11 protein-coding genes and 1 pseudogene are annotated in these 14,152 nt (G+C 47.7%); 9 read left to right on the forward strand and 3 right to left on the reverse strand.

The annotated features are described in order from the left end of the window. Positions 1-95: 95 nt before the first annotated feature. The 3 genes from ELR70_RS01075 to ELR70_RS01085 all read left to right on the forward strand — a co-directional run bounded on the left by ELR70_RS01075 (position 96) and on the right by ELR70_RS01085 (position 3,528). Positions 96-1,004, forward strand: coding sequence for a phytanoyl-CoA dioxygenase family protein (locus ELR70_RS01075; protein WP_054017429.1), 909 nt, complete (start codon positions 96-98; stop codon positions 1,002-1,004). A 332-nt stretch (positions 1,005-1,336) separates the two neighbouring features. Further along, positions 1,337-3,028: a hemolysin D gene (locus tag ELR70_RS01080; protein ID WP_054017428.1), complete on the forward strand. Its 1,692-nt coding sequence runs from the start codon at positions 1,337-1,339 to the stop codon at positions 3,026-3,028. 119 nt (positions 3,029-3,147) lie between these two features. Next, positions 3,148-3,528, forward strand: a complete 381-nt coding sequence (locus ELR70_RS01085; RefSeq protein ID WP_054017427.1) for a DUF6559 family protein — start codon at positions 3,148-3,150, stop codon at positions 3,526-3,528. Between the two features lie 108 nt (positions 3,529-3,636). Here the strand turns inward: ELR70_RS01085 and ELR70_RS01090 are convergent, their stop codons facing one another. Beyond that, a complete protein-coding gene (locus ELR70_RS01090) occupies positions 3,637-3,828 on the reverse strand; it encodes a hypothetical protein (protein ID WP_054017426.1) in 192 nt (63 codons plus the stop codon). Between the two features lie 125 nt (positions 3,829-3,953). Beyond that, positions 3,954-6,155 carry a TonB-dependent receptor gene (locus ELR70_RS01095; RefSeq protein WP_241566297.1) on the reverse strand — a complete coding sequence of 734 codons (2,202 nt, stop codon included), beginning with the start codon at positions 6,153-6,155 and terminating at the stop codon, positions 3,954-3,956. Positions 6,156-6,597: 442 nt separating this feature from the next. Between ELR70_RS01095 and ELR70_RS01100 the strand changes: the two genes are divergently transcribed. The 3 genes and pseudogenes from ELR70_RS01100 (at position 6,598) to ELR70_RS01110 (ending at position 10,449) form a co-directional block, all read left to right on the forward strand. Next, positions 6,598-7,602 (forward strand): substrate-binding domain-containing protein, encoded by a 1,005-nt coding sequence (locus ELR70_RS01100; RefSeq protein WP_054017425.1) that lies wholly within the window; start codon positions 6,598-6,600, stop codon positions 7,600-7,602. Positions 7,603-7,723: 121 nt separating this feature from the next. Beyond that, on the forward strand, positions 7,724-8,959 hold the full coding sequence (locus ELR70_RS01105) for an MFS transporter (protein WP_054017424.1): 1,236 nt from the start codon (positions 7,724-7,726) through the stop codon (positions 8,957-8,959). A 48-nt stretch (positions 8,960-9,007) separates the two neighbouring features. Continuing rightward, a pseudogene (locus tag ELR70_RS01110) lies at positions 9,008-10,449 on the forward strand (trehalase family glycosidase). Between the two features lie 47 nt (positions 10,450-10,496). Here the strand turns inward: ELR70_RS01110 and ELR70_RS01115 are convergent. Next, positions 10,497-10,712, reverse strand: a complete 216-nt coding sequence (locus ELR70_RS01115; protein WP_128064431.1) for a hypothetical protein — start codon at positions 10,710-10,712, stop codon at positions 10,497-10,499. 409 nt (positions 10,713-11,121) lie between these two features. On the opposite strand from ELR70_RS01115, the gene ELR70_RS01120 reads away from it, so the two are divergent. The 3 genes from ELR70_RS01120 (at position 11,122) to ELR70_RS01130 (ending at position 14,046) form a co-directional block, all read left to right on the forward strand. Then, positions 11,122-12,147 (forward strand): hypothetical protein, encoded by a 1,026-nt coding sequence (locus tag ELR70_RS01120; protein WP_054017421.1) that lies wholly within the window; start codon positions 11,122-11,124, stop codon positions 12,145-12,147. Positions 12,148-12,329: 182 nt separating this feature from the next. Beyond that, a complete protein-coding gene (locus tag ELR70_RS01125) occupies positions 12,330-13,319 on the forward strand; it encodes a hypothetical protein (protein ID WP_054017420.1) in 990 nt (329 codons plus the stop codon). 16 nt (positions 13,320-13,335) lie between these two features. After that, positions 13,336-14,046, forward strand: a complete 711-nt coding sequence (locus tag ELR70_RS01130; protein WP_054017419.1) for a nuclease-related domain-containing protein — start codon at positions 13,336-13,338, stop codon at positions 14,044-14,046. Positions 14,047-14,152 lie beyond the last annotated feature (106 nt).

Raw genomic sequence — 14,152 nt, forward strand, 5'->3', positions numbered from 1 at the left:
ACGTGAGCATATCGGCGTAACACAGCGTAATTGCTATTTTAATGACAATAGGCAATGCTAAGTTATTGGTTATAAGACAAAGAAAGAGTCAGGTTATGGCATCAATAGAAAAACAAAAGCTGGGCTTTTATGAGCAAAATGGGTTTGTTCGCTTTGAACAAGCGTTGTCAAAAGACTTGTTACAGCGTCTGAGGGATTTGTCCGTCAAATTGGAAGCGTCGGCAAAGGAAGATTTGGCAAAAGGGGCATTGCGTAATCAGTACTATATATCTACTGAATCAGGCGAGCCAAAACTGTTTCGTTACAACGACCTGTTGTTTGATGACCCTGAACTCATCATAGACTTGCTTGCCAGCCCAACTATGATGGCGATTTGTGAGCAAATGGTTGGAGAGGGCTGTGTGCCTATGCAGCTTGATTTGGTATACAAGTATCAGCACCCTCATCCACATATTTCCTGGCATCACGGCGCACCACACCCGAGGAATTATCCCTATCTGAATGTTGGCGTATATCTGGATGATGCTGATCTTGATGATGGCTGTTTGCGTTATATCCCGGACTCGCAACATGAGATTTTAGATATCTATGAGCTTTCAACTCAGTATGGCTGGAATATTCCCGGCGTAGTACAACAACCTGCGAAGGCGGGTGATATTTTGGTGCAGGATATGATGATCCTGCATAGCTCTGAGCCGAAAAGAAGTGAAGGACCGCGACGCACCATCTATATCGAGTTACGGCCTGTTGAAGGCATTGCAGAGAGTGAAAAGCAATCTGCACAATGGGCTGAACTCAGAAAGCAATGGATGGCGCATGTGGTCCAGGCGGCAGAGCCGGAAGATGTGCCAGCAGGCTGGCTGGATTATTATGGTAAACCTGAACATGACCTGGCAACTCTGGTCAAGTTGATTGAAGAAAAATGGGAGCCAGCTATCCCTGCTGTGTGGTCTCAAAAAAATGTTGAACATCCGGACTATCCAACTCCGGCAGACTTACGCTGATAGCCCTGCGCTCTAATCAATCACCCTTGCTCGAGGTTGGCAAAGATGCAATGTGTTTGTGCTAACCTCCTGATTTCACCTGGCGTGATAATCCTGACACATTACCCTTGTTCAACTCCCAAACAATCAATGTAACGAGTAAGTTATCTTTTTTGCTTTCCACAGAAGCCATTTCTTCAGGCACATTTGATGAATTTATATACTGCAAATAGAGTTTAAACTCACTAATTATTCTTATTTTTATGATTTGCGTGAATTTTTTATGTTTTTATTAAAGATTTCATATTTCAATTGTGTGACAATGATGCGGCTAAATTAATTAAGGAGTAATTATGAAGTTAAAATCTCTTGCCTGCTTTGTTGCCATTGTAACGAGTGCTCAAGTCACGGCATTTACTCAGCTGGGTGGCAGCGGGGTGATGCCTATTGGCCATGAATGGTTAACCCGAACTTCAGCCCTTGAGCTGTTGTCACAAAACACTCAGGTAGAAGATGCGAATGACCCTCGCCTGAGCTGGAACAAAGGCTTAGCTAAATCCACAGAGCTCAATATCGCACAAGCTGAAGTCACCAAAATTCTCGCCAGTCGCCGCAATGACAATACCTATTACTCAGAATACGACGCAATCTTCGCAGCGATAGTCGGCGAGCGCTGGGTGGACATTGCCGGTTTCAATGTTACCAATGCCAGTATCGATCCGACGGGTCCAAATTGTTTTAATGCCGTAGCGCAGGAACCTGCTGACTTGCAGCAGGATCACTTTATGCGCCGTTATGACGATGTGGGTGGTGCAGGTGGTGTAGACGCCGCAAAGCGCGGACAAGCTCGGTTTATTGACCATTTCGTTAATGCGGCAATGGCGCAAAGCAAGCAGATCAAAGTGTGGGATGGGGGCGGCTATGCCAGTGCGGTAGAGGTTGACCACAACTACTTCCTGTTTGGACGCGCTGTGCACCTGTTCCAGGATTCATTTAGCCCCGAGCATACGGTTCGTCTGCCTGAAGACAACTATGAAAAAGTCTGGCAAGTAAAAGCCTATTTGTGTTCCGAAGGGGCTGAGCAACATACCCATGCAACCGGTGACGCCATCAGTTATGAAAGTGGCGATGTGATTTGGCACCCGGGCACGCGTACAGATGGCAGCTGGGATGGCTATCGCCCGAGCAATATGAAACCTGTTGCCCTTGTTGCGCTCGAAGCCAGCAAAGACCTGTGGGCGGCATTTATCCGCACTATGGCTATGCCGGTTGAACAGCGAGAAACCTATGCTCGGACCCAAGCCCAAATGCTGGTTGATGCCTGGTTATCATTTGACGAAACGGCCATGCGTCAATGGTACGATGACGAAAGCCGTCGTGATCACACTTATGTTCTGGCACCGGGTGAATCGGGTAAAGGGAAATCTCTTGAACAGTGTATGGCAGAGTTGAACGTTGGAACGGTTAGCCAGCTAGAGCGTGTCGCTCAGTTGGACGAAGAGCGCCGTCAGTGCCTATACAATGTTGAAGCCGTTGAGGGTTACGAAGATCTTAACGATCCTCTGATGGATATGCCATACAACTGGCAGTGGAAATCAACTTTCTGGAAAACGGCCCCTGAGGGCTGGCAAGCACCAGACTTACCTGCGGATGCAGGGCAGGCTATGATCCTGAAAAGTGCTGAAACAGGGCTTGCGGTATCAAGCGAGTCAGGCCTGGAGAATCATGCCAGACTTAAGGCCAGTGGCAATACAGCTGTTGAATTCATCAGTGTGACTGGTAAAAACCAGCAAGTGTATTTTCGTGCCAGGGAAAATGCAGAGCTGTTCCTGAGCTACAGTGCCTCTTCAAGTGGCTATGTAAAGCTGTGGGATTCTGCAAAAGACTCGGGGTTTGATCTAATTGATCAAGGTGGAGTGTGGAATCTTAAAAACACACGCTGGGAGCAATATGTCTGGCTTGATAGCAGCTCGCAGCAACTGCACCTGAACCGTCATGGTAAGGCCGGTAATGACAATGCAAAGTGGGTGATAGAACAACGTTAAAGACATACGGCTTGCCACACTTATGGCGCTTCAGAGCAAAGTGCCATAAGTGGGCTTTTTGACATTCCCAAGGCTGCATTGATATTCTTTACAGTAGGGAACATCAGAAGGAGTACCAGATGTTTTTATTCTCTGAAAAGAAAAACACCATTAAATCAATAGCATTACGTCTTCCAGTTTTACTCGTAGAGTCCTACACCAGACAAGCTAACTACTCTGTAGATCAGGTTAAAGAGATTTTTGCTCATGCCTTTGACAATGATGACAATCAGATTTATGCCTTTGCAATGTTTTGCTCCAGGGACGATTTCGATGCGCTTCAGACGGAGTTTAACTATACCGATTTGCGGGCTGAGGTCGGCAAGCACTGCTTTGATGACTGGCCAAGGTTTAACTTTGAGTCGTTGCTAACTTATGCTCGCAGCTACTGCAGTGACAGCGGTTTTAGTGCTGGCGTTGAAGGTGACTTCTGTGGTGGGGGAGAAGGAGGTGGCGATTAGCGTGATAATGTTTTGTGTTTGCAGTTTAACGAAACGGTTGTGAATGTCGGCTAAAACAGGGCCCGCCAGAGTCAAAATAGGGCAGGCCTGATTCGATTGATGCTTTAATCAGAAGTACAAATAGGAGTCGCAGTGGCACTGCGGGTCATCTTTAAGTTCGTCAATATGTACGTCGACTTTACTTTGTGAGCGCGCATCATAAATGGTCACCATATTATGCTGCTTGTCCACGCTGAGCACCTCGACCGGGTGTTTGTGATACTCAACCCATTCTCCATTGCGGACATCTTCAATATTCATCTTTTCTACCTCATTAGTCAGTGAACCTGTGCAAAGAGTCATGATTATATTGTTGTAATAAAGAGTTTAGTGATAAAAACGAAAAAGCCCAAGCATAGTGCCTGGGCTGTCTGGCTTTCAGGGAGTTAGAAGCTGTAACTTACACTGAATTTCACACTGCGCGGCATAATATAGCGACCGTTTGGTGCGTCGGCATTACGGGGGTCACCTTCGGTGATACCTTGCTCGTCGGTCAGGTTGTCTATCGAGACCATCAGTTTTACCTGCTCAGTTGGCTCTAAGGTAAAGCCCAGGTCAAACTTTTCGTAGCCATCCAGCACCACAGTGTTTTCATTGTTGCCGTAACGGTCATCTACGGCAGAAACTGTGCCATATACAGTAGCGAACATATCACCCAACTCAAATTCATAGCTAGGTGTGACACGTACTTGCCAGGCTGGCTGACGCTGTGCTTCGTTGCCTACATTGTCGGGACTTTCTGTGATTTCGGTTTTCTGCCATGTGGCATTCATGTTGACACTAAAACCAGAGCTATGATTGAAGTTATAATCGACCTCAATACCCAAGGCTTCGTTAGTCAGGATCTCTGCAGGGTCGCCTGGTTTTCTGACGAAAGTATCACCCTGTACTTCGTTGGCAAATAAAGTCGCGAACAGATCGCTGCTTTCACCCATGTATTTGTAGCCAATTTCTGCCTGTGTTACTTCTTTGATCAGACGTTCGCCGTTCTGGTAGGCACCATAGTTGTCGCGGAAGTCGTCAAAGTAAGGCATTTTATAGCCTTTGTTCATACGCGCGAATACACCGCTTTGGTCGTCCAGTTTAAAGTCAGCGCCCAGAGTCCAGGAAGTTTTGCGTTCATCATAAGTAACAAACTTGTCGATAGTGCCGTCAAGACCTTCATCAACTGAGTAGTCTACTTCGTGTTTTTCGCTGCGTAAGCCCAGATCCAGAGTGAGCGTATCTGTGGCGCGATAGCTGTGTGTGGTATAGAACGCCACTGTGGTTGCATCGCCGGTACTATTGATATCGTAATTGAAACCACAGCCGTCATCGCTGCTGTTACAGTCGATGCCATTAAGGGCCTCACCGCCTGCCGTCAAAACATGGTAAGCAGAGTTACCCAGGCTCCACCAGTCTTTTGCAGAGGTGGTTGCTGTGTAAATACCAAATGCGCTGTTAACCTGTGAAAATTCTTTACTGATGGCTAAGTCATTGGTGAAGGCATCAATCTCTTTAAGCACAACCCAGCGGCCATAGTTTTGTACCATGGTATTGCCGTCGTAGACAGTTCCAGTCACTGAGCCTACTGCACTTGCGCCATTGTCTGCCACGCTTGCCAGGTTAGTTGCTGCGCCATCGGGCACCAGGCCATAGGTATTGGCATCGCCCTGGGTCAGGCTAAAGCGGTCGATCAGCTGCCAGCCATTAGGTAATTCGAGTTTCAGGCTACCGCCGGAGACGTGACCTTTCCAGCCACGACCTTCGCCCAGGTCAATCTCCATATCCTGCCCTGCAACGTGGATGCTTGCCTGACGGTTAAGTGTACCCAACTGAGTAAAGCCAGCATCCACGCCATCAACATTTAGCGGTGTCGGCAGATACCAGGCGCCGGTGTCATCGGTTTGGCGGGTGTAAACATTAAACTCACCCTTATCAAACTCTTTGGTCAGGTTAATAGTAAACTGATGACCTTTTTCGGAGGTAAAGCCTGCGTCACGGATTCCTGAGGAACGTTTTGCGTAGCCGCCGATCATGTAATAGAAATCGTCGCTGAGTTCACCGCTTAACACGCCGTCAATACGCTGAAGCCCGTAGTCAGAAGTGGTGTATTTAACTGTGCCTTCCGTTTCTTCTGAGCCACGCTTAAGGTGGAAGTTTGTGGTCAGACCCGGCTGACCATTTGATACAACCGGGTTTGGACCGCCGCGCAGGCCTTCCATACGCGCAATGGTTTCATCAAGACGGAATATTGATGAGTTTTCTAAAAATGATAAAGTGGGTGCCGGATAAATCGGTGTACCTTGCAGGCTCACTGTCAAAAAAGGCGCATCGCCGCCGCCTGGAAATCCGCGCACGAATACATTGGCCCCTGACTCTCCGCCTGAACTTTCGACCCAGATCCCAGGCACCGACTTAAGCAGATCTGCTGTGCTTTTCGGCGCTAAACGTTCAATTTGTACGGCATCGACGTTGGTAACCGCAAAGCTGGCGTCCAGCTTACGAATACCCGCACCACCTGGTGTACCAGATACAATGATGGTTTCGACTTTTTTGTCTTGCTTCGCGTCTTGTTGCTCTGCGTACGCTGTACCCGATACCGTAATTGCGGCTGCCACCGCTGATGCGATTAGAGAATATTTGTTGCCTAGGTTCACAGGAACTGCCCCCTTGGTTGTCATATGTGTTGTCAGTGTTTGCATAGCATTGTCTATGCATGCTCTTTGCTATTGTTATGCGCCGCCAATTGCCTGTTAGTTCGGCTTTGGGCCCCAAAATCATTCTGTGAATGGATAAGTGGAAGCGTCAGGTTGCACGCGGCGTCATTTTAAAATAGAACTTTATGCAAACGTTTGCAATAGGGGGTTAGCAACTTTTTCCCGACTTTATTGCAAACTGGTTACTGGACGGATGAGTGACAGTTCACGCAGAGAAAAGGTGCGACAGGTAAGCAGACGCTGCGCTATAATGCCAAGTCAGAGCATTGACTCTGTCTTAAAAATCAATATATTCAATTTGTTACAATAGCTCTTTGGTGGTGCGTTATACATGCAGTCAAAAAAAATGAAACTGGCGGATCTGGCAAAGTTGGCGGGCGTGTCTACGTCAACGGCATCCCGGGCGCTGAATAATAATCCGCTGATTAAGGAAGAAACCCGCAATAAGTTGCAGGCGCTGGCTAAAAAGCACAACTTTAGCCTCAATGCGGCGGCCAGCCGCCTTAGATTACAAAAAACCAATGTGATTGCGGTATTAATTAACTTTGATGCTGAAACGGAGCAATCAATCGACGATCCGTTTTTGCTTAAAGTGGTCAGTGACATTAATCTGGCGGTTAATCGCCAGGGCTACGAACTTTTGCTGTCTAACTCGTATATGGCAGGTGACGACTGGCACGGGTACTTTATTGATGGTCGTCGGGCCGATGGCGTGATAGTGGTCGGTCAGGGGAAGCAGCAGGCACGCATCGAACGTGCCGCCAGCGAGGGCACCCCTCTGGTCGTATGGGGTGATCCCAAAACACAGGGAGAGTATGCCATTGTCGGGAGCGATAATTATCTGGCTGGCTGTACCGCGACCCGACACTTGCTGGACAGGGGAGCTCGACGCTTGCTATTTATGGGCGATCCTGCCCATGCAGAGTTGGCAGAGCGCTACCGCGGGTTTTGCGATCAAATCAGTAAAGAGCCGGAGGCTTCGGCTTCACTATTGAAAATCGACATCACCAGTTTGGCGGCGTATGAGGTGATTAATCAGACTTTGCTGAGCGAAGGACTGAGCTTTGATGGTATTTTTGCTTGCAGTGATATGGTTGCCCTGGGCGCAATGAAAGCCCTTAAAGAGCGTTATGTCAGCATTCCCAATGATGTGCGACTGGTCGGGTTTGATGATATAGCGATGGCAGATATCAGCTCGCCTTCACTGACCACCATCAAACAGAATACCCGTCTGGCAGGGCAAGTGTTGGTAGATAAGCTTCTGGCGCAGTTAAAGGGCGATAAGCCTGATTCTGCCCAACTGGATGTTGAACTGGTCATGCGTCAGTCAAGCTGATTACGGCCGTTGACTCTGTAAACAAACTGAGCAATTTTTTTTACTTTAGAATTGCAAACGATTGCAAAAATGAATTCCCGCGGCTAGACTGACTGTTATTGAATAGTTACAGAGTCATCCTATGAAGCACACCAGAGTCGTGCTGGCCATGGCGGCCTGCTACTTTTTGTTTGCGATTTTACTCAACAGTGTCGGCACCGTCATTTTGCAGGCGATCAACACCTTTGCAGTGTCAAAAGCCCAGGCTGCCAGCCTGGAAGGGTTTAAAGATATCCCCATTGCTATTGTGTCGTTTCTTGTTGCCTCGTTTATTCCCAGGATCGGTTATCGCTTAGCGTTATTAGGCGCTTTGTTTGTGGTTGCGGTTATGTGTTTGCTAACGCCTGTACTGGGGGCTTTCTGGGCTTTAAAAGCCTTATTTGCAAGCGTTGGCTGTGCATTTGCGATAGTCAAAGTAACGGTTTACGCGTTAATAGGTCAGGTAACAGACGATGCAAAGGGGCACTCGAGTTTGCTTAACACCATTGAAGGCCTGTTTATGGTTGGGGTACTCAGTGGTTACTGGATCTTTGCCGCGATTATCGGCGAGCAGGCTGATTCACTGGCATGGCTCAATGTCTATTACCTGCTGGGCGCACTGACCCTGGTGACCGCATTGTTAGTGATCAGTGCACCCATGAAGAAGCCCCAATACAGCAAAGAGCAGCCATTAAAAGACGAATTTTTAGGCATGCTGAAACTGGCCTATCAGCCTCTGGTATTGGTTTTTGTGTTATCGGCGTTTTTATATGTGTTAATTGAGCAGGGCGTAGGCACCTGGCTGCCGACTTTTAACAATCAGGTACTGAATTTGCCAGTGGATATCGCGGTGCAGCTGACCAGTATTTTTGCAGCCAGTCTGGCCATTGGGCGTTTGCTGGCCGGTCAGTTACTCAAGCATATCCATTGGTACAAGCTGCTAAATGTGTGTTTAGTTGGTATGGCGGCGCTGGTATTGCTGACCTTACCTATGACGGAAAATCTACATCCAAAAGAAGTGAACAGTTTGTTTGAAGCGCCGCTGGCAGCCTACCTTATGCCTTTAATTGGACTACTGATGGCACCTATTTATCCGGTGATCAACTCGGTAATGCTGAGCAGCCTGGATGAACGTCAGCATGCACCAATGACAGGTCTTATTGTGGTGTTTTCGGCTCTGGGCGGCACAACTGGCTCATTAATTACCGGGTTTGTTTTTGAATACATTGGTGGTCAGCAGGCGTTTTATCTGTCTTTGATCCCCATGAGCGGCATCGCCGTCACGTTATTTTTGTTTAAGCGACGCGCACAGGCACAGACCAGCGCTTGCGCACTCTAGGAGTTACAGATGCAGTTTGAACAATCAAACTTGTTTAAAGCGGTGCAGATGCAGGGCATTTTTTCGGATAGTAAACAGTTTGCAGATGCTATTCCAAAACAGAGCTGGGAGCAGGCCTGTGCGCTGTATGACAGCGAATGCCCTCAAGATCTGACTGAGTTTGTCGCACGTCATTTTGATTTTGCGCCACAGCCAGAACTGACTGAACTCCATGCTACCTCGGTCAAAGACTATATCGACCAGCTATGGCAACGCCTGGCGCGTGACCCACAGACGGGCAATGTGTCGTCATTGCTTGATTTGCCCGCGAGCTATACGGTTCCGGGTGGCCGCTTTAACGAAATATATTACTGGGACAGTTATTTTACGGCTTTGGGCCTGATGGATGCCGGCCACGTCGAGCAAGTGTCGAATATGCTGGATAACTTTGTCAGTCTTATTGAGCGTATTGGTCATGTGCCAAATGGTAACCGCAGCTACTACACCAGTCGATCACAGCCGCCAGTGACAGCATTGATGGTGTCTTTACTTTGGCAATCGCATCATCAGGATAAGACATGGCTAAGTAAAGTGACTGATGCGCTGCAAAAGGAGCACAGCTTTTGGATGGCTGACAGCGACCAGCTGAATGATGAACTGACTGAAAGCCGCAGAGTCGTGCGTATGCCTTGTGGCGGGGTAATGAATCGCTTCTGGGATGACTGCGCACAGCCAAGGCCTGAGTCCTACAAAGAGGATATTGAGTCGGCCAGTATGCTGGAGCCTGAATATCGCGCATTGTTTTATCGTAACATTCGCGCCGCCTGTGAGTCTGGCTGGGATTTCAGCAGTCGCTGGTTGGATGACCCTGAGCAACTATGCAGTATTAATACGGTTCAGCGCATACCTGTTGACCTCAATGCCCTGTTACAACAGTTGGAGTGGCAACTCAGCGAATGTTACGCAGCACTCGGTAACAGCCCTCAAAGCACCCACTATTTGCAACTATCCCAGCAACGTAAACGGCTTATTCAGGCCTATTTATGGGACAAAGAGCAAGGTTGGTTTATGGATTACCATATTGCTTTAAAAACGCGCAGTCAGGTGATGTCACTGGCTGGAGTGGTACCTATGTTTTTGGGACTTGCAAGTCAGTCTCAGGCGGAGTCTATGACACAGCGGCTGGAGCTGGACTTTCTAAAAGCCGGGGGCTGGTGACCACGCTAACCAATACAGCGCAACAGTGGGATAGCCCAAATGGCTGGGCACCCTTACAATGGTTTGCCGTGAAAGGCATGTTGAATTACGGCTATGTGAAGCTGGCGGTCACAGTGGCCAGACGATGGCTTGCTATGCTGGAGCGCGACTTTGAGCAACACGCTTGCCTGCTGGAAAAGTATAACGTGGTTGAACCTGGTGTACGCGCAGGTGGCGGTGAATATCTGGTACAGCAAGGCTTCGGCTGGACCAATGGGGTGACCAGCCGCTTATATCGTTTACTGGAAGATTAGCGTTCACGGGTCATGATGTGGCGGCTGTCATGACCCGTTTTACTTGCTCAATCCATAAATACAATGCGCACAATAATGGCGACCAGAACAATAACAAACAGTACAAACTCAAGTTTGTAAACGATTGATTTAGCTTCTCTCTCCGCCTTGTTTTTGGCAATTTCCTTCTTTATATTAGTTTGCTCTGGGTGCTTCTTTTCATAAGCCTGATTTGCTTTCTCGGCAAATTTTTTACGTTTGTCAGCGCTAAGCGCCTTATTCATAGCGGCACCATGATCAGAAACATGACCTTTGGCTGTGCGCCTTGGGGGGGCGGGCATGGAAACCTCCTGAATTAGCATTTAAAGTTAAAACTAATTCGCATACATAGAAACCATTCTTGAGATGCTTAAATCATGGGCGATAGCCAGGCAAAATTGACTCTTTAGTTGCGCTAAGTTGAGAAAACCTTAACAGTCGGCAATCAGTTTATTCTCCCAAGTTGGTAATGTGTTTATGCTTACCAATATAAGTATAGCCACAGATGCAAAAGACTGGCAGCAAACCTCGCTGCCAGGGGAAATAAGAGACGCTGCCAAATGAACCAGTTCACGGCAGGCAGGTCAAAATCTATAGGTTTGTGCAATATTTGTACATTACAGCACATTACAGGTTAAACAGGAGGTGAGGCTGGTGACTCAATTAGCAAAACAACTCTTCGTTGGTTTGTGTATGGCTATCGTCTTGAATTTGACCGGATGTAAGGATCCACTTCAGGATAATGACACTCAATTGGTCAATTTAGAGCAAAGTGGGGCTCAAGGTCAGTTTTCTGCTGACGGTCGTTATGCCGTCTTGCATGACCCCGGAGATAAACTTGCCGTTTTTGACGTCGCAACGCAACTGCGTTTGTTTCAGCTAGCCGATCTTGTCCCCGTAAGCGATGCTAAAAAGGGCAATATTCTGGCATTCAGTCTCAGTGAAGATAACACACAACTCGCCATCGGCTTTCGCCAGCTGGTCGAGTTGTGGGATATTGAACAAGGAAAGCTTGTTGGAACCTACACGGTTCACCCTACCGATGAGCTGGCAAAAGTGTCAGCACTGCGTTTATATACCCGCCCACACCACCTATTGGTTGGACTAAACGACGGGACCTTTAATTTACTTGATCTTGAAAATCAGCTGGTTAAAAAAGCCAAGCTTCATGATAGCAAAGTGATACATGTTGCTAAGAGTGCACAGGGCCAGACTCTGTTGAGTGCAGGTCACGATGGTCAGGTACTGCTGTTTGATAGCCACACCCTTGCGACAAAGCGTGGCTTTTCGTTTGAGCGCCGTATAACCAGCATTGCACAGAGCCATGATAATACAAGACTATTTGCGTCCGATGCACTTAATGAGCAGCGTATCTTCTCGCTTTATTCTGGCACAGAGTATGATATTAGTCTGAGTTATCCTGAGCGTTTCAGGTGGTTTCGAGCCGCAGCATTTAGTGACGATGAGCGTTATTTAGCGACCGGATCTTCAAAAGCCTGGTGGACCCTTTGGGATGCCCAAAACGGTCAGGAAATTGGCGCTTATTTTATCAAATCGCACAGCAGAGATGCGACAATACTGGACATGCATACCAATTCACAAGGTGAACTGCTCACACTCAGCAGTGATGGCTTTATTGAATTATGGCAGATCAGCGCCTTAGTGCGTGACCGGCGGTGAATGGTGCGGTTCTTGCTTTTGATTCTTCAAATGGCGTGTTATTGAGATGTAATGGAGCGAGAGTCCCATTTTGGATAATGTACGCGTAGAGGCGAGTGTCTTTGCAGGTAGTATATATGTGTACTTTTTACTCTCAGTGAATGCACGTATAATGGCGTTTTTGTGGTGTCACGAGTAAAGTTATGTGGTTAAGGGTGTTGCTGACAACATTGTGTATGGTCTTTTTGAGCGCATGCAGTGAAGAGATTCAGCTAAGTAAGGGTAATGTTGGCAGGCTGAATGAAAGTGGCATTGCACTGGGTCATTTTTCGAAGGACGGCAGTAAACTTGTTACGTTTGACAATCAAAAGCAAATTCAGGTTTGGGATGTCGCCACCCAGCAAGTGGAGTTCACCGTTCCCCAAGCTAAAACTCCCGGGTTTGTTAGAGATGTGGCACTGTCGGAAGATTTGCAGATGCTGGTGATCGCCAGTGAGACAGAGCTGGCATTTTGGTCACTCGATAAAGGCAAGTTGGTAACAAAAGTCGCTTTTGGTGGTGTGACTCCTGGCGCGGTGATCACCGCAATGGCCATCTCACCTAAAAATGACAAGGCCATTGTTGCTATGGCCGATGGCACCATCAATATGGCGGATTTGCACACCCAGATAAACAACCGGTTTGCGCCTCATTCCCGACCTGTTCAACATGTGTTCTGGGACGATAAAGGAGAGCTATTTGTCACTGGTGCGCAAGACGGCAAGCTGGCGCTGTGGAAATTTGGCTCAGCAGAGCCTATTTTTATGAAAGAGTTTGATCACAGAGTAACCAGTGTTGCTGTCAGTGATGATTTCTCAGCACTGTTTGCCTCGGATGCATTGAATGAGCAAGTTGTTACATCGCTGACGGATGGCCAGAGTATTAGTGAATTGCAGTATATGTCGCGTTTTAAGGTTTTTCGCAAGGCGCTGTTTATCAAAGGAAGTAAGCTACTTGCAACGTCGTCGTCGAAATCTCATTTAAGTATCTGGAATACACAAAATGGTGAAGAGCTTGGCACGTGGCAAATTAACTTTGTGCACGATGGCGCCACTATCGTAGATATGTATGCGGCCGATAGAAACTCACTTCTGACATTGAGTAGCGACGGTATTTTGCAGGCGTGGACGCTTAATGCGTTGGCTCAACGCTAAAAAATAAGGTGAGGGCATGAAAAGGTGGATGTTGGCTTGCTTGTGGGTTATCAGTAGTGTTGTTTCTGGTGCGACTACCATGCCAGATACTGCGGTGCAACCTGTGACTGAGCAGGTATCGAGTATTACAGCGTTAAATCTGATTGCGTTATGTTTTTGCATTTATTTGTTGTGGGCGCTGGGTCGGTATTTGTATTTACGACCGCGCCACTCTGACAAAGAACAGTCCGCAAAATATAAGTGGCAGGTTTATCAAAACCTGGCAACCTCTCTTGATGCAAAAAACTATACCATCCTCAGCCGTCATTTATACCCGAGTCAGCTGGAAGCGCTGTCCCTCGATTGCGTCGTGTTATCGCCTTTTGGTGTTTTTGTTGTTGTGGTCATCGACCAAAAAGGGCTCATTGCGGTAGAAACGGATAGCCAGGTTTGGCCCTGTCGCTATAAAAATAAAACCCATTACCTCGCAAACCCGCTTTCGGCGGCCGCGCAGCGCGCGTCAACACTGGCCAGTGTGCTCAATACGCCGTTTGGCGTGCGCTGGATAGTGGTTTTTCCAGATGAGGCTGAGTTTAGCCCAACCCGACCAGCAGATTGCTGTACGGTGAGTGAAGTGGCACTGGATATACTCAGGTATACGCGTTGCCAGTTTAGCCATGAGCAAACTCGCTTATTTGAACAAGCTGTTTTAGCCTATGGTGACCATCACAAGCGCCTCAGTGCGTGAAATATAGCGCAGCGCAGACATTTTTGATGCGCAGTCATTGATTTCAGGGTACAATTGCGACTCTTTATCATTTCCCCTGCTGTATTTTATAAGGCATTAAACTGCT

This window comes from Pseudoalteromonas sp. R3, assembly GCF_004014715.1.
Lineage (GTDB): Bacteria > Pseudomonadota > Gammaproteobacteria > Enterobacterales > Alteromonadaceae > Pseudoalteromonas.

Excerpts from the sequence above, each read along its gene's own strand:
- ELR70_RS01075 (WP_054017429.1), top strand. The coding sequence starts at position 96 with ATGGCATCAATAGAAAAACAAAAGCTGGGCTTTTATGAGCAAAATGGG.
- ELR70_RS01080 (WP_054017428.1), top strand. The coding sequence starts at position 1,337 with ATGAAGTTAAAATCTCTTGCCTGCTTTGTTGCCATTGTAACGAGTGCT.
- ELR70_RS01085 (WP_054017427.1), top strand. The coding sequence starts at position 3,148 with ATGTTTTTATTCTCTGAAAAGAAAAACACCATTAAATCAATAGCATTA.
- ELR70_RS01090 (WP_054017426.1), bottom strand. The coding sequence starts at position 3,828 with ATGAATATTGAAGATGTCCGCAATGGAGAATGGGTTGAGTATCACAAA.
- ELR70_RS01100 (WP_054017425.1), top strand. The coding sequence starts at position 6,598 with ATGCAGTCAAAAAAAATGAAACTGGCGGATCTGGCAAAGTTGGCGGGC.
- ELR70_RS01105 (WP_054017424.1), top strand. The coding sequence starts at position 7,724 with ATGAAGCACACCAGAGTCGTGCTGGCCATGGCGGCCTGCTACTTTTTG.
- ELR70_RS01115 (WP_128064431.1), bottom strand. The coding sequence starts at position 10,712 with ATGAATAAGGCGCTTAGCGCTGACAAACGTAAAAAATTTGCCGAGAAA.
- ELR70_RS01125 (WP_054017420.1), top strand. The coding sequence starts at position 12,330 with ATGTGGTTAAGGGTGTTGCTGACAACATTGTGTATGGTCTTTTTGAGC.
- ELR70_RS01130 (WP_054017419.1), top strand. The coding sequence starts at position 13,336 with ATGAAAAGGTGGATGTTGGCTTGCTTGTGGGTTATCAGTAGTGTTGTT.